The sequence below is a fragment of the Streptomyces sp. BHT-5-2 genome (assembly GCF_019774615.1).
Lineage (GTDB): Bacteria > Actinomycetota > Actinomycetes > Streptomycetales > Streptomycetaceae > Streptomyces.
On sequence record NZ_CP081497.1, the window covers coordinates 1,588,180 to 1,608,510 of the forward strand.

Annotated in this window: 13 protein-coding genes and 1 pseudogene; 12 read left to right on the forward strand and 2 right to left on the reverse strand. The window is 73.6% G+C overall.

The features are described 5' to 3' along the window. The first annotated feature begins 160 nt into the window (after window positions 1-160). Together K2224_RS34905 and K2224_RS34910 are read left to right on the forward strand one after the other, a co-directional pair. Window positions 161-862, forward strand: coding sequence for a ribonuclease HII (locus K2224_RS34905; RefSeq protein ID WP_221911132.1), 702 nt, complete (start codon window positions 161-163; stop codon window positions 860-862). A 66-nt stretch (window positions 863-928) separates the two neighbouring features. After that, complete coding sequence (locus tag K2224_RS34910; protein ID WP_221911133.1) at window positions 929-1,579, forward strand: hypothetical protein; 651 nt, start codon at window positions 929-931, stop codon at window positions 1,577-1,579. Between the two features lie 504 nt (window positions 1,580-2,083). Here the strand turns inward: K2224_RS34910 and K2224_RS41115 are convergent. Further along, window positions 2,084-2,659, reverse strand: a pseudogene (locus K2224_RS41115) (hypothetical protein); the annotation flags it as partial. A 508-nt stretch (window positions 2,660-3,167) separates the two neighbouring features. Here K2224_RS41115 and K2224_RS34920 point away from each other — a divergent pair. The 10 genes from K2224_RS34920 to K2224_RS34965 all read left to right on the forward strand — a co-directional run bounded on the left by K2224_RS34920 (window position 3,168) and on the right by K2224_RS34965 (window position 19,703). Then, window positions 3,168-5,327 (forward strand): RecQ family ATP-dependent DNA helicase, encoded by a 2,160-nt coding sequence (locus tag K2224_RS34920; RefSeq protein ID WP_221911135.1) that lies wholly within the window; start codon window positions 3,168-3,170, stop codon window positions 5,325-5,327. Between the two features lie 614 nt (window positions 5,328-5,941). Next, window positions 5,942-8,599, forward strand: coding sequence for a type I polyketide synthase (locus tag K2224_RS34925; RefSeq protein ID WP_260693659.1), 2,658 nt, complete (start codon window positions 5,942-5,944; stop codon window positions 8,597-8,599). Window positions 8,600-8,917: 318 nt separating this feature from the next. Beyond that, entirely contained in the window at window positions 8,918-9,355 is a 438-nt protein-coding gene (locus K2224_RS34930) for a cold shock domain-containing protein (RefSeq protein ID WP_221911137.1), read from the forward strand. Between the two features lie 202 nt (window positions 9,356-9,557). Continuing rightward, on the forward strand, window positions 9,558-10,313 hold the full coding sequence (locus K2224_RS34935; protein WP_313904819.1) for an alpha/beta fold hydrolase: 756 nt from the start codon (window positions 9,558-9,560) through the stop codon (window positions 10,311-10,313). A gap of 188 nt (window positions 10,314-10,501) precedes the next feature. Beyond that, complete coding sequence (locus K2224_RS34940; RefSeq protein ID WP_221911138.1) at window positions 10,502-12,106, forward strand: DUF4192 domain-containing protein; 1,605 nt, start codon at window positions 10,502-10,504, stop codon at window positions 12,104-12,106. Window positions 12,107-12,322: 216 nt separating this feature from the next. Beyond that, complete coding sequence (locus tag K2224_RS34945; protein WP_221912142.1) at window positions 12,323-14,317, forward strand: glycogen debranching N-terminal domain-containing protein; 1,995 nt, start codon at window positions 12,323-12,325, stop codon at window positions 14,315-14,317. A 47-nt stretch (window positions 14,318-14,364) separates the two neighbouring features. Further along, window positions 14,365-15,135, forward strand: coding sequence for an NUDIX domain-containing protein (locus K2224_RS34950; protein WP_221911139.1), 771 nt, complete (start codon window positions 14,365-14,367; stop codon window positions 15,133-15,135). Between the two features lie 687 nt (window positions 15,136-15,822). Beyond that, window positions 15,823-16,806 (forward strand): FadR/GntR family transcriptional regulator, encoded by a 984-nt coding sequence (locus tag K2224_RS34955; protein ID WP_313904820.1) that lies wholly within the window; start codon window positions 15,823-15,825, stop codon window positions 16,804-16,806. 395 nt (window positions 16,807-17,201) lie between these two features. Beyond that, window positions 17,202-18,758, forward strand: coding sequence for an RNA polymerase sigma factor (locus K2224_RS34960; RefSeq protein WP_221911140.1), 1,557 nt, complete (start codon window positions 17,202-17,204; stop codon window positions 18,756-18,758). A gap of 135 nt (window positions 18,759-18,893) precedes the next feature. Further along, on the forward strand, window positions 18,894-19,703 hold the full coding sequence (locus K2224_RS34965) for a serine protease (protein WP_221911141.1): 810 nt from the start codon (window positions 18,894-18,896) through the stop codon (window positions 19,701-19,703). 112 nt (window positions 19,704-19,815) lie between these two features. Here the strand turns inward: K2224_RS34965 and K2224_RS34970 are convergent, their stop codons facing one another. Beyond that, entirely contained in the window at window positions 19,816-20,046 is a 231-nt protein-coding gene (locus K2224_RS34970) for a hypothetical protein (protein WP_221911142.1), read from the reverse strand. Window positions 20,047-20,331: the final 285 nt, after the last annotated feature.

A 20,331-nucleotide genomic window follows, 5' to 3' on the forward strand; every position in this document is an offset into this window, starting at 1 on the left:
CGCCACGACGGCGCGTTCGGCGGGCCCGTCCGCGCCCTTCCGCCCGGCCGTCGGCGGCCGCCGGGGACCGCCGTGTACGGTCCGCCGCAGGCGCCCGCGCGGGCAAGGTCCGGATCCGATGCGGACGACGGCGCCGAATAGGCGTAATCTGGCTGGCGCCATGCCGTACGAGCCTCCCACCCATACCGTCGAGCGATCACTGCGCGCCACCACGGGCGCCCGGATCGTCGCAGGGATCGACGAGGTCGGGCGCGGAGCCTGGGCCGGCCCCGTCAGCGTCTGCGCCGCCGTCACCGGTCTGCGCCGGCCGCCGGACGGACTCACCGATTCCAAGCTGCTGACCCCCAAGCGTCGCGTCGAACTCTGCGAGGCGCTGTCCACCTGGGTCACCTCGTACGCCCTGGGGCACTCCTCCCCGGAGGAGATCGACGCCCTGGGCATGACCGCGGCACTGCGGCTCGCCGCCGTACGCGCCCTGGAGGCGCTTCCGGTCCGGCCGGACGCGGTCATCCTCGACGGCAAGCACGACTACCTGGGCGCGCCGTGGCGGGTCCGTACGGTCATCAAGGGCGACCAGTCCTGTGTCGCGGTCGCCGCGGCGTCCGTGATCGCCAAGGTGCGACGGGACACCATGATGGCCGAACTCGGCCTGGAGTACGCCGACTTCGACTTCGCGGCCAACGCCGGCTACCCCTCGCCGACCCACCGCACCGCCCTGGAGGAGCACGGTCCCACGCCGTACCACCGGGTGTCGTGGTCCTACATGGACGCCCTGCCCCGGTGGCGGCACCTCAAGAAGGTGCGCGTCACCCCCGAAGCAGCCGCTCTGGAGGCCGGTGGCCAACTCGGCTTCGACTTCTGAGCGGAGCGGGCAGGAATTCGGTACCCACTGACATGTCCCGCACCTACGTTTGATAGACATCCTTTTATGCCTCTCATCCCCGAGGAGCCTCAGATTCACGAGAGTGTCCCGGGTCCCCGCGCAACTCCGGCCGCCGGCCGCACCGCGTCGACCCCCCGTCCCGTACCTGGTCCCGGTCCCCGCCCCGCGCCGCCGCGAGGCGCCCCCGCGTCCAGTGCCCGTCCGGGCAAGCCCGGACCCACCGCTCCGCCGCGCGGAACGGTCCCCGCCCCGCCGGCGCAGCGCACCGGCTCCCCGCAGCCTCCGGTCGCCACGACCGGTGGTGCCGCGGGCGCCCAGCTCCAGCTGATCCCGGCACCCGTCGACGGAGCCGTCGACGCCGCCGACGAGGCCGTCGACCTGCTCCTGGACACCGGCCGTGCGCCGGGCGAGATCCTGGTGCTGACCACCGGCGAGAACCACCCGTGGGCGGCCCACGAACTGTCCTTCGGCGAGGCGTCCTACTGGGCGCAGCACGACGCCGGAGACGACGTGTTCTACGCGGACGCCGGTGCCGAACGCCTCGGCGGGCGGCCCGTCGTGGTCGTCGCCATGAACGGCGGCGACGACGAGGTCACCGCGCGGGCGCTGCCCGCGGCCATGGCCCGTGCCGGGGCGCTGCTGATCGTCTGCGGCGACCCGAACCGGATCAACGCCGTGCTCGGCGCGAACGCCTGACCTACGCAGGTCGGGTGCGGCCCGCCGGCCCTCACGGCCGGGCGGGCTCGTTCGCGCGCCCGCATACGGGGCGACGGGTCGGCCCCGGAGCGGTCAGCGTGCCGCCCGGTGGCGCCGCGCTTCGGCCGCTCCCCCGGCGGTGCGCCGGGGGAGGCCCCGGTCGCCGTGCCGCGGTTGTTGTTCGTCCGGCGCTGCATTTCGGGTCGGAGGGATGCGCTGCGGGGCCGTCGCGCCCTGACCGGGCGGCCGGTCCGGCCGGACGGCCTGTTCCGCCGCGGTCCGCGGGCCCGGCGGGAGCGTCGCGCCGGCCGGTATGAGGCCGTCCGGCGCGAGGCCGTCCGGAGTGGGTATTTCGCCTGTGGTGTCGGTGACTTCGGCCATCGCGGTCCCGGTGGGGTCGGTGGTGCCGCCTGGCCCGGTGGAGCCGGCGCTGCTACCCGCCACGGCGGTGTCGACGCTGCCGCTTCCCCCGGTGGTGCCGGTGGCTTTCACGGGCGCGTCATGACGGGGGCGCGGTCGCGCCGTGTCCGGTTCGCGCTCCGGCCGTCCGGGCGGGGCCGCCCTGGGGCGCCGTCCGCCCCGTCCTTCGCCCAGTACCTGCCAGCGGTCCCGGGTCAGGGCGATGAACGCGCCGCACCGGAGGCCGTGCAGCGTGCAGGCGTCGCGCAGGCCCCACATCCACGCCCCGTCCGTCTCCGTCCAGCGGGGGTCGCCCTCCCGGCAGTGCAGCAGCACCGCCGTCCGTACCGGCACGCGCAGCCGCAGATCGTGCGGGATGATCCGGCGCAGCTGCGTCAGCAGCGCATTGCGGTACTCCCAGCCGTCGGGAGCCGCCGCCGGGCCGGTGAACGACGCGCTGGCGACGATCCGCTCCCGGGGGTCCAGCACCGCCACGACCACCGCGGACCACCCCGGAAGATGGCGGTCGTGCAGATCGGCGACTACCTCACGGGGATCGCGCAGCAGCGGGATTCCGGCCGACGCCCACTCCGCGGGCTCCAGCAACCGCCCCGGACGGGCCGTGGAGCCGTCCGAGTCGGGTGACGCGTCCTGTAGGGGCCGGGCGAATCCGAAGGTCATCGTCCTCCCTTCGTCTACGCGTCCGTGCTGCGGGCCACGACCGGGCGCGCCGGCGCACCACGGCATGACCCCGCCGGGCCGCGAACGGCCGGATACCGGGAAGCGCTTCCCATTCTCGCGGTTCGTACAGGCATGCGGCAACGAGCAGTTCTCCGCCCGCGGCCGGAAACGCCCGGTGCGATGCCGTTATCCCTGCCCGCCGCGGGCGCCTCCGATACCCGGGTGCGCCCCTCCCCCTTCGCTCCCGTACCCGCCGTCGGCGACGGGGTGTCCCGGAGGACGGGGACCGGCGGGGACGCTCTCCGGGCGGCCCAATGCCCGCCCGGTGGCCGCCAGTTCGGCCGCGGAGGACTCGTGGCCGCGCGCCGGCGCCGGTCGGGGCGGGGCGCGGCCGAGCGCCCGGGCCCGACCGAGCCCGGCCGGCGGGGCGGCCTGCGAACCGTTCGCGAGCGCGGGGTCACGCTGAGTGAGTTGGCTGATTGTCGGTGGCATCCGGTTGCATGGAGGCATGGACGAACGGGAGCTGCGCGCCGAAGCCGATGCCATCCTCGCCGAGCTGGTCGGCGACCCGGCGGGCTCGGCGCGGCTGCGGGAGGACCAGTGGCAGGCGGTGTCGGCCCTGGTGGAGGAGCGCCGGCGGGCCCTGGTGGTGCAGCGCACCGGCTGGGGCAAGTCGGCGGTGTACTTCGTCGCCACCGCCCTGCTGCGCCGCCGCGGCGCCGGCCCCACGGTGATCGTCTCGCCGCTGCTGGCCCTGATGCGCAACCAGGTCGAGGCGGCCGAGCGGGCCGGTATCCGGGCGCGCACCATCAACTCCGCCAACCCCGAGGAGTGGGGCGCCATCCACGAGGAGGTCGAGCGCGGCGGGACCGACGTCCTCCTCGTCAGCCCGGAGCGCCTCAATTCCGTGGACTTCCGCGATCAGCTGCTGCCCCGGCTCGCGGCGACCACCGGCCTGCTGGTGGTCGACGAGGCGCACTGCATCTCCGACTGGGGCCACGACTTCCGCCCGGACTACCGCCGGCTGCGGGCCATGCTCGCCGACCTCCGGCCCGGCGTTCCGGTGCTGGCCACCACCGCGACGGCCAACGCACGGGTCACCGCGGACGTCGCAGAGCAGCTCGGCACCGGCGCCGGCGAGGCCCTGGTGCTGCGCGGACCGCTGGAGCGGGAGAGCCTGCGGCTGGGCGTGGTCCGGCTGCCGGACGCCGCGCACCGCCTGGCCTGGCTCGCCGAGCACCTGGACGAGCTGCCGGGCTCCGGGATCGTCTACGCCCTCACGGTGTCCGCCGCCGAGGAGGCCACCGCCTATCTGCGGCAGCGCGGCTTCCCGGTGGCCTCGTACACCGGGCGCACGGAGAACGCCGACCGGCTGCAGGCCGAGGAGGACCTGCTGGCCAATCGCGTCAAGGCCCTGGTGGCGACGTCGGCGCTGGGCATGGGGTTCGACAAGCCGGACCTGGGCTTCGTGCTCCACCTCGGCGCGCCGTCCTCGCCGATCGCCTACTACCAGCAGGTCGGCCGGGCGGGCCGCGGGGTGGCGCACGCCGAGGTGCTGCTGCTGCCGGGCGCGGAGGACGAGGCCATCTGGCGCTATTTCGCCGACACCGCCTTCCCGCCCGAGGCACAGGTCCGGCAGACCCTGGCCGCCCTCGCCGACGCCGGCCGCCCGCTGTCCGTGCCGGCCCTGGAGGCGGTGGTGGACCTCCGGCGCAGCCGGCTGGAGACGATGCTCAAGGTGCTGGACGTCGACGGCGCGGTCAGGCGCGTGAAGGGCGGCTGGACGGCCACCGGCGCCGAGTGGGTCTACGACGCCGAACGCTACGCCTGGGTGGCCCGGCAGCGCTCCGCCGAGCAGCAGGCCATGCGCGACTACGTGCGCGCGTCCGGCTGCCGGATGGAGTTCCTGCGCCGGCAGCTCGACGACGAGGGCGCCGAGCCGTGCGGCCGCTGCGACAACTGCGCGGGCCCCTGGGCCGATTCCGCGGTCTCCGCGGAGACGCTGACGGCGGCCGAGAAGGAGCTGGACCGGCCCGGGACGGAGATCGAACCGCGCCGGATGTGGCCGACGGGGATGCCGGCACTGGGCATCGAGCTCAAGGGCCGCATTCCCGCGGCCGAGCAGTGCGCCACCGGCCGTGCCCTGGGGCGGCTCTCGGACATCGGCTGGGGCAACCGGCTGCGCCCGCTGCTGGCGGAGAACGCCCCCGACGGCCCGGTGCCCGACGACGTCCTGCGGGCCGCCGTCGCCGTCCTCGCCGACTGGGCACGCTCCCCCGGAGGCTGGGCGCCGAACGTCCCGGACGCCACCACCCGCCCGGCCGGAGTCGTCGCCGTACCGTCGCTGGCCCGCCCGCAGCTGGTCGGCTCGCTGGCCCAGGGCATCGCGACCGTCGGCCGCCTCCCCTTCCTCGGCACTCTGACGTACACCGGGCCGGGCGGGGCGCACGCGGCACGCCGCAGCAACTCCGCCCAGCGACTCCGGGCGCTCTCCGGCGCCTTCGGCGTCTCCGAGGAGCTGGCGGACGCCCTGCGGCGCACTCCGGGCCCCGTGCTGCTCGTGGACGACTACACCGACTCCGGCTGGACCCTCGCCGTCGCCGCCCGCCTGCTCCGCCGGACGGGCAGCGAACGGGTCCTTCCACTGGTCCTCGCCGCGGCGGGCTGAGGGGGCGCGCCTACGGGCGGCGGGCGCGGCGGGCCCGGGCGCCCGCCGCCCGACGTCCCCAATCCGGCCCCGGAGACGTCCCGTTCGACGCGCGCCGCTGCCGTCGGCCGTACGAGACCGGCTTCCACCGCGCTCCCGTGTCGAGGAACTCGCCCCGCACACCGGCCGGTTCCGGTCGAACACCGCCGGCGTGCACGGCCACCGCCGGCCGGGGGCGCGCCGCCCTCCCCGAACACCCTTACGCTGCGCGCCGGGCTCTGGAATACTCCAGCGAAATGCGCGGAACGGCGCCGTTGATGTGCGGTGGAATTCCTGAACACCCGAACAGGGGCGCAGAACACGGCGGAAGAAAAGCGCCCGGCCCGGCCCTGAGTCCGCGACCGACACCAGACGGCCGCCCTTTCCGGGACGGGCCGCATTCCTCCCGAGCGGCAGATCACCGACGCCCGTTCCGCCACCCACCGCTGAGCGTTACCCCGATGAGACGTACACCGGTGCCCTGCGGTATACGGGCCACGGCGCACCGGGTACGCGTATCAGCCCCACGAGGCGTGAAAGACGCCCTCGCCCGCTCTCGTTGCGCGGAGCATTCGCTTACGGATTTGGAGCGAAGGATGAGCGAGTCCGAGAAGACCGGCCCGACCGGGCCGGACGTGACCGCCGCGGAGCCCCTGGCGATCGTCGCCATGAGTTGCCGCCATCCGGGCGGGATCTGCTCCCCGGAGGACCTGTGGCAGGTCGTCGACGACGAACGGGACGCCAACTCCGCCTTCCCCGACGGCCGAGGCCCGGACCTGGACTCCCGCCACGACGCCGACCCGGCCGTCCCCGGTGGGACGCACGTCGACCGCGCCGCCTTCCTGGAGCACGCCACCGACTTCGATGCCGCCTTCCCCGACCCCTCGCCCCACGAGGTGCCGGTGACGGACACCCGGCAGCGCCTGCTGCTCGAAGCGTCCCGGGACGTCCTGGAGCGGGCCGCCCCCGACCCGACCACCCTCCGGGGCAGCCGCATCGGCGTCTTCGTCGGCGTCGAACCGCATGAGCACGGCCGGTGGCTCCAGGACGCCCCCGCACGCTCCGACGGCCCGGAGGGACACCTGCTGACCAGCGACACCGCCGCCATGCTGTCCGGCCGCCTCTCCCGCGCCCTTGGGCTGCCGGGCCCGGCCGTCACGGTGGACGCCGCCGCCTCCGGTTCGCTGATCGCCCTCCACCTCGCCGCCCAGGCACTGCGCCGCGGCGCGTGCTCCCTGGCGCTCGCCGGCGGCGTCTCGGCGACGGCCGCACCGGCGGACTCCGTCGCCTTCGGCGGGCCGCGGGCCCCGGCCCCGGACGGCCGCCGCCAGGCGTTCGCCGCGGCGGCCGGTGGCACGGTGCGGCGGCCCGCCGAAGGCGTCGGCATGGTCGCCCTGGAGCGGCTGTCCGACGCCCGCCGCAACGGCCACCCCGTCCTGGCCCTGATCCGCGGATCGGCGATCAACTCCGATGGCGCCGGCGCCGGCTACGGCCCGACCGCCCCCGCCGGAGCGGCGCAGGAAGCCGTCGTCCTCCAGACTCTGGCCGCGGCCGGAGTAGCCGGCGTCATCGAGATCGTCATGGCGCTGCACAGCGGCGTCCTGCCCCGGCCGCCGCACCACGACGGACCGAACGCGGCCGTGGACGGGGCGGCGGGCGCGCTGCGGGTGCCGACCGACCCCGTGCCCTGGCCGGCGGGCGAACGGCCCCGGCGCGCCGGTGTGTCGAGCCTCGGCCCCGGTGGCACCACCGCTCACGTCCTCGTCGAGGAGGCCCCCGCAACCGAACCCGTCCCGGCCGCCGGTGTCACGCCCGCACCGGCCCGGGACGCGGCACCGGGGCCGGAGCCGCTGCCGGTGCTGTCGGCTCCCGGAACGTCCGCCTGGCCGGTGTCGGGCCACAGCGCGGCGGACCTGGCGGCCCGGGCCGGCCGGCTGCGGGAGTTCGCCCTGGCCCACCCGGAACTCGACGTCGCGGACGTGGCCCGGTCGCTGGCGACGTCCCCGGTGTCCCCGGCGTCCTTCGCGCACCGGGCCGTCGTGACCGGCGTGGACCGGGAGGAACTCGCCGCGGGCCTGGCCGCGGTGGCCACCGGCCAGCCGGCCGCCGGCGTGGTCACGGGCGTGACCGCCGCGAGGGACGACGGCGTCGGCCGGGTGACGTTCGTCTTCCCCGGCCAGGGCAGCCAGTGGCTCGGCATGGGCCGCGAACTCCGCGAGACCAGCCCGGTGTTCGCCGCCCGCCTGGCCCGGTGCGCCGAGGCGCTGGCCCCGTATGCCGACTGGTCCCTCGACGACGTCCTCACCGGCGCGGCGGGCGCACCCGCCCTGAGGACGGACGATGTCGTACAGCCCGCCCTCTGGGCCGTGATGGTCTCCCTGGCCGCCGTCTGGCAGGCCGCCGGCGTCACCCCCGACGCTGTGCTCGGCCACTCCCAGGGCGAGATCGCGGCCGCCTGCGTGGCCGGCGTCCTGTCCCTGGACCACGGCGCCCGGGTCGTCGCCCTCCGCGCCCGGGCGTTGACGGCGCTGACGGGCCGGGGCGGCATGCTCTCGGTGCCCGAGCCCGCCGTCCGGGTACGGGAACGACTCGCCGCCTGGGACGACCGGATGTCGGTGGCCGCCGTCAACGGTCCGGCGGCCACCGTGGTCGCCGGCGACCCGGACGCCCTGGAGGAGTTGGCCGCGGTCTGCGAGACGGAAGGCGTCCGCGCCCGCCTGATCCCCGTGGACCACGCCTCGCACAGCCCTCAGGTCGCCGGCCTGCGGGACGAGATCCTCCGGACCCTGGAGGGCATCAGGCCCCGCGAGGCCCGGATCCCGATCGTCTCCGCGATGACCGGCCGGATGCTGGCCGGCCCGGAGATGGACCCGGCGTACTGGTACGCCAGCCTGCGCGCCCCCGTGGAGTTCGACCGCGCCCTCCGCACCCTGGTCGCGGACGGGCACCGGACGTTCATCGAGACCTCCCCCCACCCGGTGCTGGTCTCCGCGATCGGCGACACCGTCCGGGACAGTGCGGCCGCCAACTCCCGCGGCACGCCCGCCCCTCTGATCACCGGCACCCTGCGGCGCGACGACGGCGGCCCGGCCCGTCTGCTGGCCTCCTTCGCGGACGCCTACGTCCAGGGCGTCGCGGTGAACTGGGCAGCGGTCCCCGGCCCCGGCCTACGGGCCGACCTGCCCACCTGCACCCTCCGACGCGGGCGGTGCCGGGCCACCACCGCCGAGGACCGGCCGACGACCCGATCCTGACCCGGTTCCGGATACGGGCCCGGCCCCGGACCCGTTCCGGTACAACCCCTCGGCGCCCGGCCAGAGTTGCCGCCTCCCCGACCTGTACGGGCACGCGGTCACAACCCCTTCGCCAGCGGGTGACGGACCGGCCGGACGCCGAACGCGGCCGCCTGCCCCAAGCCCCCGTCCACTCCACTCCGACACCCCGCACCCCGCGTATCCATGGGGCAGGGACTCGTACGAACCCGCGAATCTAGGTACGTTGTGTACGGGCGCCAAAGGGGCGTCCGTTGTGTGCGGTAGCAGTATTTGCGAGAAGGCGTGGCTGTTGTGTTGATGACCGGGAAGATCCTGCGGTTCGACGAGATTCGCGGTTATGGCTTCATCGCCCCTGACACGGGTGACGAAGACGTTTTCATGCATGCGAACGATCTGGTTGACGAGAAGAATTTCTACCAGGCCGGTTACGAGGTCGAGTTCTTCATGGAAGCGGGGGAAAAGGGTCCGAAGGCGTCCCAGATCAGGCTCGTCAACAAGCCGGCGAGCCGCCAGCTCGCCCGCGGCTCACTGGCCCCGGGCGCGGTCCGTACCACCCTCGTACCGGAGCGCCGGGTCGACGACGACCTGTGCGACGTCCTGACCGCCGCCGATTTCCGCGGCGAACTGATCGAGACCCTGGTCGCGGCCGATGAGACCCTGACGGCCGCACAGATCCAGCGGATCCGCAACAGCCTCGTCGACCTCGCGCGCCACCACGGTTGGGTCGAGGGCTGACCCACGCCACGGTGCCGGAACCGCCCGACCCACGGAACACGTGGACGGCACCGGAACGCCGACGACCGGCGAACTCCGCCTTGGCCGGCGGACCTTACGTCTCAGGGGTGCCGCAGGTGCGCCGACGCGCTTGCGGCGCCCCTGTTCACCGTGCCCTCCCCGGCGACAGCCACGGGCGGGGCCGAGGAAGGGATCGACGCCCGTGACACAGAGCTCCACCGCCACCGACCTGTGGGTCCGGCGCTACCACCCCGCCCCCGCAGCCGGCTCCCGGCTGATGTGCTTCCCGCACGCGGGTGGCTCCGCCAGCTTCTACTTCCCGGTGTCCACCGCGCTCTCCGGCTGCGTCGAGGTCCTCGCGATGCAGTACCCGGGCCGTCAGGACCGGCACGGCGAGCCGCCGATCGGGAGCATTTCCGTCATGGCCGACCAACTGGCCGACGCCCTGCGCCCGTGGACCGACCGGCCCTTCGCCTTCTTCGGGCACAGCATGGGCGCCGTGCTGGCGTTCGAGACCGCGCGGCGCCTGGAGAAGGACGGCATCAGCCCCACCATGCTGTTCCTCTCCGGCCGCCGGGCCCCCTCGGTCTTCTACGACGAGACCGTCCACCAGCGCGACGACGAGGGCCTGATAGCCGAGCTGAAGAAGCTGAGCGGCACGGACGCACGCGTCCTCGGTGACGAGGAGATCCTGCGGATGGTGCTCCCGGCCATCCGCAGCGACTACCGGGCCATCGAGACCTACCGCTGCGAGCCGGGCGCCAAGGTCGCCTGCCCCGTGACCGTCCTCACCGGCGACGACGACCCCCGCACCACCATCGAGGACGCCCGCGGCTGGCAGGACCACACCGACGGCCCCTTCGACCTCGCCGTCTACCCCGGAGGCCACTTCTACCTGGCCGACCACCAGGAGGACATCAACAAGCGCCTCGTCGCCCACGCCCGCTCGACCACCTGACGCAGGCCACACCCACCACGACCGCCGAGGCCCGGCCGAGCACCCCGGGCCTCGGCGGAGCCGTTTCCAGGGGCAACCGGCACGATCGGACGCGCAACGCAACTCCCCGCTCCGGCCTGTGGAAAACCGCTCGCGCGAGTTGTCCACAGGGGTCGCGGAACGTCGAGCCGCCGCGGGATCTTCGAGCCATGAATCCACACAACGAACCCCACGACCCCACCCCCGACGACGCCCGAACCCACGACGCCGAATCCCGCGCCACCCACCCCGACCCCACCGACTCCCACACCGCCAACTCCCGTGCCGGCAAGCCGCACTCCGCCAACCCCCGCCCCGACGAAACCTACGACCCTCCGAGCCCCTCACTCTTCTGCAACACCAACACCCCACTCACCGACCCGGCGAACCCCACCGACCCTGAGAACCCCACCGACCCCGCGGCCGCAGTCGACTCCGCCCCGGCCAGCCCGTCCCCGCCCCCACCCACCGAGCCCCAGGTCACCCTCCGCGGGCCCGCCGAACTCGCCGACGCGCTGCCGTATCTCCTCGGTTTCTATCCGGACGACAGCATCGTCATGGTCGCCCTGCACGGCGAACGCACCCGCTTCGGCGGCCGACTCCGGCTCGGCATCCCCACCGACCCCTCCCACTGGCCCGACGTCGGCGACCAGCTCGCCGACTGCCTGATCTCCGGCGCCCGCAAGCGCTCCGACCGCCTCGTCGGCATCCTCGTCTTCCTCTGCCAGGAGCCCGCACCGGGCGAGACCGGCCAGGACGTCAAGGAACGCCTCCGCCCCCTGGCACAGCGGCTCCGCACCGCCTGCGGCTCCCTGGACGTGCCCGTACTGGAAGCCCTGTGCCTCTCCAACGGCCGCTTCTGGTCCTACTGTTGCCCCGACTACCGCTGCTGCCCCGCCGACGGCACACCCCTGTTCCTGCCCGGCACGTCCGTCATGGCCGCGGCCGCCGCCTACGCGGGCATGCAGGTGCGCGGTTCGCTCAAGGAGATGGACGCCCGGCTGGCGCCCCGCACCGGCCCACGCGGCGTCGACCAGGAGAAGGCCCTGGACGAGGCGGCCTCCGAACTCCTGCCGCGCATGCTCCGCCCGGACGGCGTCGGCACCGTCCGGCGGGACACCCTCGAACTGGCCGCCGCGATGATCCACCGTTTCCGCCGGGACACCCCCTCGGGCAGCACCCGCGCCCGGGACGCCTGCGACGACGCGCTGATCACCGATGCCGAGGCCGCCACCCTGATCCTCGGCCTCCAGGACCGCGCCACCCGGGACCGGGCCGCGGAGTGGATGGACGGCCCCGACGCCGCCGCGGCCCTCCGCCTCTGGCGCGCCCTCGCCCGCCGCTGCACCGGCGGCTACGACGAACACGCCGCGGCGCCCCTGACCCTCGCGGGCTGGGTCTGCTGGTCCACGGCCGACGGCCCCTCCGCACGCGTCGCCCTCAGCCGCGCCCTGACCGCCGACCCCGACTGCGTCTTCGCCCAGCTACTGCATCGCGCCATCAACGAGGGCCTGGATCCCGAGCCACTGCGCCGCTGCCTGCGCCGGCAACGCGAGGAGGCCGAGGCCGAGACCGAGGCCGAGACGGCCTCCACCGGCGGCGAGGCGACCACAACGGGCCCCGGCCGCACCGCGCAACGGCCGACCGCCCCACCACGCCCAGGAAACTCCGCCCGGCGCCGCGGCCCACGGGGCGGCAGCCGCCCCGGTCCCCGGACGACCGGAGCGCCGGGCAACCGCCGGACCGGACGGGACGGTGACCGAAGTCGGCGGTGACTGCGAGGGGCGAGGTGCGGCCGGCGTGACCTGGTCGCCGGCCGCACCGTTCACCTGTATGGCGCAGTCCGTACGGAGCCCCGACCTCACCAGGGAGCACACAGCGTGCCAGGGATTGTCCCCACCACCCAGCCGATCCACCGGCCCACCGGAGACCGACGTACCACGCCGGCCCGGCCGCCCCAGCCCCAACCCGTCCACGCGGCACTGGTCTGCATGGCCCTGCCCTCGCTCACCGTGTCGTCCACCACGGGACAGCTCACCGGCCAGGGCCTGGACGGCAGCTACCGCGACGGCCGCCGCATCCTGTCCCGCTGCGAACTGCGCGCCGCGGGCAGCGAACCGCTCGTCGTCCAGGGGCGGTTGATCGCCGCGGACCGCGCCCGCTTCACCGGCGTACTCCGCAGGGCGGGCGAGCGCGGGCCCGACCCGGAGATCCGCGTCGAGCGGCTGCGGTTCGCCGACGGCACCGAGCGCATCACCTTCCACAGCAGCGCCACCCGGCCCGTCCGCCTGCCCGTCGAACTCCACCTGGGCACCGACCTCGCGGACCTCGGTGCCGTCGCCGTCGGCCTCCCCGGCCCCGAACTCCGCGCCGCCGTCCACGGATCCGGCCTCCGCTGGTCGGGACGCGGCGCCCACGCCGTGGTGACCGCCGACCCCGCACCCCAGGACGCCCTGGCCTCCGCCGGCCTGCTCCGCTGGGACCTGGAACTGCCGCCCGGGGGCAGGCGCACCATCACCCTCCACCCCCGCCTGGAACACAGCACGGGCGGCCCGCCGACCCCGGCCGGACGCGGCGGCACCCCCCTGGTCCCCGGCCCGCGCACCGGCCCCGCCGGCCCCCGCCCCCGCAGTGAACGGCCCCCGCGTTCCTGGTCCGACGCCCGCCTGGAGTGCGACGACGCCCGCGCCGACGCCCTCCTGGCCGGCAGCCTCGACGACCTGCACGGCCTGCTGATGCGCGACCCGGCCCTGCCCACGGACGTCTTCGTCGCTGGCGGTTTCCCCTGGCGCTGCGGCCTCGCGCCCGCCGAGGCCCTGTGGACGGCCCGGATGCTGCTCCCCCTCGGCACCCGCCTGGCCGCCTCCACCCTGCGCACCCTGGCCCGCACCCAACAAGCCACCCCAGGGGCGGATTTCGGCCGAATCCCCGGCCCCCTCCGGGACTCCGGACCGCACGCCCCGCCCGCCTGCACCGGCATCGAAGCCACCCTCCTCTTCCCGGTGGTCCTCGCCGAGGCCCGCCGCTGGGGCCTGCCGGACCAGGAGACCGAACGCCTGCTGCCCGCCGCCGAACGCTGCCTCCAGTGGCTCCGCACGGCCACCGACCCGCGCGGCGCCGACCGCGGCGGCTATCTCCCCGACCCCGCACCCCACGGCCCCTACCGCTGTGAGACCCAGGCCCATGCCCACCGCGCCGCGGTCCTCGGCGCCGACCTCCTGGAGGACTGCGGAGCCCCCGGCGCCGCCGCACTCCGCCACTGGGCGACAGAACTGCGCGCCCGCTTCCGCACCGACTTCTGGGCCGAGGACCGCACCGGTGGACGCCCCGCCGCCCTCCTCACCGGCGACGGCCGCCAGGTCTCCCACCTCGGCGCCACCGCCGCCCATCTCCTCGACACCGGCCTGCTCGGCGGCGGAACCTTCGCCCCCGGCCTCCTGGACGCCGCCCAGACCGACCAACTGGCCCGACTTCTCCGCGGCCCCGCCCTGGACTCCGGATGGGGCCTGCGCGGACTCGGCGCCAAGGAGAGCGGCTACAACCCGTTCGGCCACCGTGGCGGCGCGGTCCGCGTCCACGAAACCGCCGTCGCCGCCGCCGGACTCGCCGCGGCCGGCCACGAAGCCGCCGCCGGCACCCTGACCAAGGGCATCCTCGACGCCGCCGAGAGCTTCGGCCATCGCCTGCCCGAGATGTTCGCGGGCGAGCAGCGCACCGCCGGCGGCGTGCCCGTCCCGCACCCGGCGGCCTGCCGCCCCGCGGCCGTCGCGGCGGCCGGCGCGGTGCAGATGCTCATCGCTCTCGCGGGACTGCGCCCCGACGTCCCGGCCGGAACGGTCGCCGTCCGCCCCCTCGGCACCACCCCGCTCGGCGCGATGCAGTTGACCGGACTGACCGTCGCCGAGCAGCCCTTCGCCGTACGGATCGGCCGGCTCGGCATGGGAATGGTCGAGGAGGCCGCGGACGGCCTGCAACTGGGGTCGTGAAGCCCGCATGACCTGTTTATCGTCAGGCGGACGACTATGATCGCGACATGCCTCCCTACGACCCGTCGGCCTTCCCGCCCTTCGCTGTCACCGTCGACCTGGTCGTGCTCACCGTGCGCCGCCACGCCCTGTGCGCGCTGGCCGTACGCCGCGGTGAGCCGCCGTTCCAGGGCCGCTGGGCCCTGCCCGGCGGATTCGTCCGCGCCGACGAGGACCTGGCGGAGGCGGCCGGCCGCGAGCTCGCCGAGGAGACCGGCCTGCACGCCTACCCGCCGGAGGGCAGTCCGCCGCCCGCGTACGGAGCGCACCTCGAACAGCTCGCCACCTACGGCGACCCCAAGCGCGACCCCCGCATGCGCGTGGTCAGCGTCGCGCACCTCGTCCTCGCCCCCGACCTGCCGGCCCCCCGAGCCGGCGGCGACGCCCACAGCGCCCGCTGGGCCCCCGTCGAAACCCTCCTGGACCAGGACGCCAACGCCCATACCCGCGACGGCGACCTGACCGCCCCGCTCGCCTTCGACCACGCGCGCATCCTCGCCGACGGCGTGGAACGCGCCCGCTCGAAGATCGAATACTCCTCGCTCGCCACGGCCTTCTGCCCGCCGGAGTTCACCGTCGGCGAGCTGCGCCGCGTCTACGAGGCGGTCTGGGGCGTCGCGCTCGACCCCCGCAACTTCCACCGCAAGGTCACCGGCACCCCCGGCTTCCTCGTCCCCACCGGCGGCACCACCACCCGCCAGGGCGGCCGCCCCGCCCAGCTCTTCCGCGCCGGCGGCGCCACCCTCCTCAACCCGCCCATGCTGCGCCCAGAGGTCTGACACCCACCCGCACCCCGGGAAACTGCCACACGACGCGACCCACGCCACGCCCCCACGCCGGCCATCGCCGCACGACGACCGCCTCGTTTACCCACACCCAACAGCCTCCACGTTGTCAACCATCCGCCCCTGAACTCACCCTCCCCGGTGACGTCACGCCCCAGGCAACAGCACCGCCCCCGGCGGCCCACCCACCAAGGCGGCTGCGAAACCCCGACGCCCCGAGCGAAATCACCCCGGCCGGCCACCGAGCCAACCGCACCCCCCACCGCCATCGCCCCCCGGAGATCGCGACACGGCTCCCGCCAACTCATCTGCCCCTCAAGGCCACTGGCGCCCGATCCGACCACCATCGCGACAGCGGCCCCACTCCCCATTGCCGCACCCTCCGCACCGCACCGAGCCGGCCCTCCGCCCAAGGCCCCTCGGCAGCCTTCCGGAAACGATCGAGGCGTTCCGGTCATGGCGCCGCCAAGGCCCCAACCAGGAGTCACCACAGGGGCGTTGCTCCGATGGTCCTGGGCTGCGCTTATGTGTTCAGCGTGCTAACGGGCCGGAGGCGCTGATCGGCCAAAACGTCCGCTTCCAGGCCCCGTTGTTGCGCCCCCTGTCCACAACTCACCGCCGAAAGCGCATTTCTTTCCGATAAAGCGTCAATTGCGAGATAACGGGCGATCACCCTTTCGTGTGCTTTTCACCAAAGACCTCAAGGCCGTTCAGGGTGCCGCCGACAAAGGATGCGTGAGTACCCTTGCGCACACCATGATGACCGCGGCTCGCCCCGGCGACACCGGCCTCGCAGGCCCCGGCGAGCTTGACCGCTACCCCTACGCCAACGCGGCCAACGCGACCGGCCAGGACCGCGCAGAGCGCGTCGCCCCGGTCTGGGAAGGCTCCGAGGCAGACATCGGCCGGGTCGGCCGGCGCGCGGCGGGCAGCCGCGGCCGCGGCCTCCACGGCCAACTCGTCCAGCAGCTCGGCCAGATGATCGTCTCCGGCGATCTCGGTGCCGACCGCCCGCTCGTCCCCGAGGAGATCGGCCAGCGCTTCGAGGTCTCCCGCACCGTCGTCCGCGAGTCACTGCGCGTCCTCGAAGCCAAGGGCCTGGTGAGCGCGCGCCCGAACGTGGGCACCCGGGTGCGCCCGGTCAGCGACTGGAACCTCCTCGACCCCGACATCATCGAATGGCGCGCCTACGGGCCGCAGCGCGACGACCAGCGTCGCGAGCTGTGCGAGCTGCGCTGGACGATCGAGCCGCTCGCCGCCCGGCTCGCCGCCGGCCACGGTCGCGAGGACATCCAGCAGCGGCTCGCGGACATGGTCGAGATCATGGGCCACTCCGCTGCCCAGGGCGACACCATGACCTTCAACCGCGCCGACGCCGAGTTCCACACCCTGCTCCTCCAGCTCGCCGGCAACCGCATGCTCGAGCACCTCGCCGGCATCGTCACCTCCGCCCTGCAGGTCTCCGGTGGCTCCGGCAGCGGCTGCGAGCGGCCCGTCGAGACATCCGTGGGCCAGCACATGAGGGTCGTCGACGCCATCGGTTCCGGCGACGCCACCGCCGCCGAGTCCGCGATGCGCCAGCTCCTCGCCGCCCACGGCGAGACCGGCGGCCAGGGGGCCGGGGCGCCGGTGGACCACGTCGTCCCCGCGCCGCGCGAGCACTGAAGGCTCGTACCCGACCGCGTGCGGACCGTAAGCACCGCGCGGCCTCGTGCCCCGTACGCCCCTGCCGAGGGCGCGCCGTACGTACCGAAGGAGCGCAAGATCGCCGGATCCGGGGCATCGTCCGGATCCGGCGGAAGACTTTGAGAGGATTGCAGGGCATATGACGGGGAAGGGGTCGTTATGGGGTGTGACTCGGGCCACGCAGATTGGGCGTAACGCTCTCCCAGGAAGCGCGATGACGTAAGAGGTGATAGCCGAGGAGGGAATACGAGCGGCGTTCGTGGCGCTGTTCAACTCCCCGGTTGCCCCTGCGCCGTCGGTCCATCCCCACCGGCGGTCGTCGGCTCCGATCCACAGTGGACGGGGTCGGAAGCCGTTTCCATCGTTCCGAGAGGTTGTTCGTGTCGGCCAGCACATCCCGTACGCTCCCGCCGGAGATCGCCGAGTCCGAGTCTGTGATGGCGCTCATCGAGCGGGGAAAGGCAGATGGGCAGATCGCCGGCGATGACGTGCGTCGGGCCTTCGAGGCTGACCAGATTCCGCCAACCCAGTGGAAGAACGTTCTGCGCAGCCTCAACCAGATCCTCGACGAGGAGGGTGTGACGCTGATGGTCAGTGCCGCAGAGGCGCCCAAGCGCACCCGCAAGAGCGTCGCAGCGAAGAGTCCGGCGAAGCGCACCGCCACCAAGACCGTCGCGGCCAAGACCGCCACGGTGAAGAAGACCACCACCGCATCCGCCGCCACCACCGTGGCGGACCCGGTCATCGGTGAGTCCGAGTCCGAGCCTGTCAAGAAGGCCGCGGCGAAGAAGACGGCCGCCAAGAAGACGGTCGCGAAGAAGACCACGGCCAAGAAGGCCACCGCGAAGAAGACCGCGGCCAAGAAGGACGTCGACGACCTGCTCGAAGACGACCTGACCGAGGAGACCCCGGCGCCCGGCAAGGGCGAGCCCACCGACGCCGAGACCGCCGAGAACGCCGGCTTCGTCCTGTCTGACGAGGACGAGGACGACGCGCCCGCGCAGCAGGTCGCCGCCGCCGGCGCCACCGCCGACCCGGTCAAGGACTACCTCAAGCAGATCGGCAAGGTCCCGCTGCTCAACGCCGAGCAGGAGGTCGAGCTCGCCAAGCGCATCGAGGCGGGTCTGTTCGCCGAGGACAAGCTCGCCAACAGCGACAAGCTCGCACCGAAGCTCAAGCGCGAGCTGGAGATCATCGCCGAGGACGGCCGCCGGGCGAAGAACCACCTCCTGGAGGCCAACCTCCGTCTGGTCGTCTCCCTGGCCAAGCGGTACACCGGCCGCGGCATGCTCTTCCTGGACCTGATCCAGGAGGGCAACCTCGGTCTGATCCGTGCGGTCGAGAAGTTCGACTACACCAAGGGCTACAAGTTCTCGACCTACGCGACGTGGTGGATCCGCCAGGCCATCACCCGCGCCATGGCCGACCAGGCCCGCACGATCCGGATCCCCGTCCACATGGTCGAGGTCATCAACAAGCTGGCCCGCGTCCAGCGTCAGATGCTCCAGGACCTGGGCCGCGAGCCCACCCCGGAGGAGCTCGCCAAGGAACTGGACATGACCCCCGAGAAGGTCATCGAGGTCCAGAAGTACGGCCGCGAGCCCATCTCCCTGCACACCCCGCTGGGCGAGGACGGCGACAGCGAGTTCGGTGACCTCATCGAGGACTCCGAGGCCGTCGTCCCGGCCGACGCGGTCAGCTTCACGCTCCTGCAGGAGCAGCTGCACTCCGTGCTGGACACGCTCTCCGAGCGCGAGGCCGGCGTGGTGTCCATGCGTTTCGGCCTCACGGACGGCCAGCCCAAGACCCTCGACGAGATCGGCAAGGTCTACGGCGTCACCCGTGAGCGGATCCGCCAGATCGAGTCCAAGACCATGTCGAAGCTGCGCCACCCGTCGCGCTCCCAGGTGCTGCGCGACTACCTCGACTAGCCGAAGAGCTCCGACCGCGCCGCGAGCCCGGCCCTCCACCTGTGGGAGGGCCGGGCTCGCGGCCGTCCGGGTGCGGCGCGCCCCCGTTTGGGTCACGCTGGGTGGGCGACCACTGTCCCAGAGTCAGGAGTCCGTATGCGCCCCACCGTACGCGCCGCCCTAGGGGCCCTGGCGCTGATCCTCGCCGCGCCGGCCCCGGCGGCCGCAGACGACTCGGTGGTCGGGGGGAAGCCCGTCCACCGCTCCCAGAGCCCCTGGACGGTCGCCCTGGCCTCGCACCAGCGGTTCGGGAACGGGCGCTCCGGGCAGTTCTGCGGCGGAGTGCTGGTCGGGCACGCGACGGTGGTGACGGCAGCGCACTGCCTGGGCCGGGAAGTCCTGGGGCTGCCCTGGCAGGAGGTGAAGGACCTGCGGGTCGTCGTGGGGCGCAACAACCTCACCGGCAAGGACGGCGAGGAGATAAAAATCGCCAAGGTGTGGATCAATCCGAGCTACAACAGCTGGACCAACGAGGACGACATGGCCGTCATAACCCTCCAGAAGAAAGTCCCGAACGAACCCATTCCGATAGCCGGCCCCGAGGACAGCGTCTACGAGGCGGGCAACGCCGCCACTGTCTACGGGTGGGGCGACATGACGGGGGACGGAAGCTACGCGTCGCGACTGAGGTCGGCCAAGGTCAACGTCCTGCGTGACTCGGTGTGTGCGCGCGCCTACCCGGGCAGCGCGGACGGGACGTACAACGCGGCGTCGATGCTGTGTGCGGGGGAACCGAAGGGCGGGCGGGACGCCTGCCAGGGGGACAGTGGTGGGCCGCTGGTGGTGCAGGGGCGGCTGGTGGGGCTGGTGTCGTGGGGGACCGGTTGCGGGCGTCCGGGGAGCCCCGGTGTCTACACGAGGGCGTCCGCACTGCTCCCGGCGGTGCTGGCGCACGGTGCCGACTGAATGTGAGCGGGGACGCGGGAGGGCACGAGTACGGGCGGTCTCCCGGTCGTACCGGAAAGACCGCCCGCAGCACGGCGCTGGGCCGCTACTCGCTCGTCGTGGATGCGATGTGTCAGCGTTCCTCGTCGGACGCAGACTTCGGAGTGGTGGTGAGCCGCTCCGTCTCGTCCTGTATTTCCGCGGCGATCTTCTTGAGTTCTGGCTCGAACTTGCGGCCGTGGTGGGCGCAGAAGAGCAGTTCTCCGCCGGACATCAGGACGACGCGCAGGTATGCCTGGGCGCCGCAGCGGTCGCACCGGTCAGCGGCCGTCAGCGGGCTCGCGGGTGTCAGAACAGTAGTCACGTCGCCTCTTCTCTAGCTCGACGAGCTGTCGTACCAGGGTCAACATCCAACCAGGCCGAAAACGTTCCCGCTCGTGCCTTTTCCCCGAAAAAACTTTCCCGAGGGGGCCGGGTGTTGCCGGTGGCGGCGAATGAGCCGTATTGCGTGGTGGTCTGATTCACGTTGGTTGCTGGAGTCTGCCCTCCCGGCTGGCTTGCCGGTTGTTGTTGAGGACGTGCCCGGAGCCTAAATGGTTCATGCCTCGAAGGGAACGTGATGTGCACGTCACTCGTACGTCACCCCATC

Excerpts from the sequence above, each read along its gene's own strand:
- K2224_RS34905 (WP_221911132.1), top strand. The coding sequence starts at position 161 with ATGCCGTACGAGCCTCCCACCCATACCGTCGAGCGATCACTGCGCGCC.
- K2224_RS34910 (WP_221911133.1), top strand. The coding sequence starts at position 929 with ATGCCTCTCATCCCCGAGGAGCCTCAGATTCACGAGAGTGTCCCGGGT.
- K2224_RS34920 (WP_221911135.1), top strand. The coding sequence starts at position 3,168 with ATGGACGAACGGGAGCTGCGCGCCGAAGCCGATGCCATCCTCGCCGAG.
- K2224_RS34925 (WP_260693659.1), top strand. The coding sequence starts at position 5,942 with ATGAGCGAGTCCGAGAAGACCGGCCCGACCGGGCCGGACGTGACCGCC.
- K2224_RS34930 (WP_221911137.1), top strand. The coding sequence starts at position 8,918 with ATGACCGGGAAGATCCTGCGGTTCGACGAGATTCGCGGTTATGGCTTC.
- K2224_RS34940 (WP_221911138.1), top strand. The coding sequence starts at position 10,502 with ATGAATCCACACAACGAACCCCACGACCCCACCCCCGACGACGCCCGA.
- K2224_RS34945 (WP_221912142.1), top strand. The coding sequence starts at position 12,323 with ATGGCCCTGCCCTCGCTCACCGTGTCGTCCACCACGGGACAGCTCACC.
- K2224_RS34950 (WP_221911139.1), top strand. The coding sequence starts at position 14,365 with ATGCCTCCCTACGACCCGTCGGCCTTCCCGCCCTTCGCTGTCACCGTC.
- K2224_RS34965 (WP_221911141.1), top strand. The coding sequence starts at position 18,894 with ATGCGCCCCACCGTACGCGCCGCCCTAGGGGCCCTGGCGCTGATCCTC.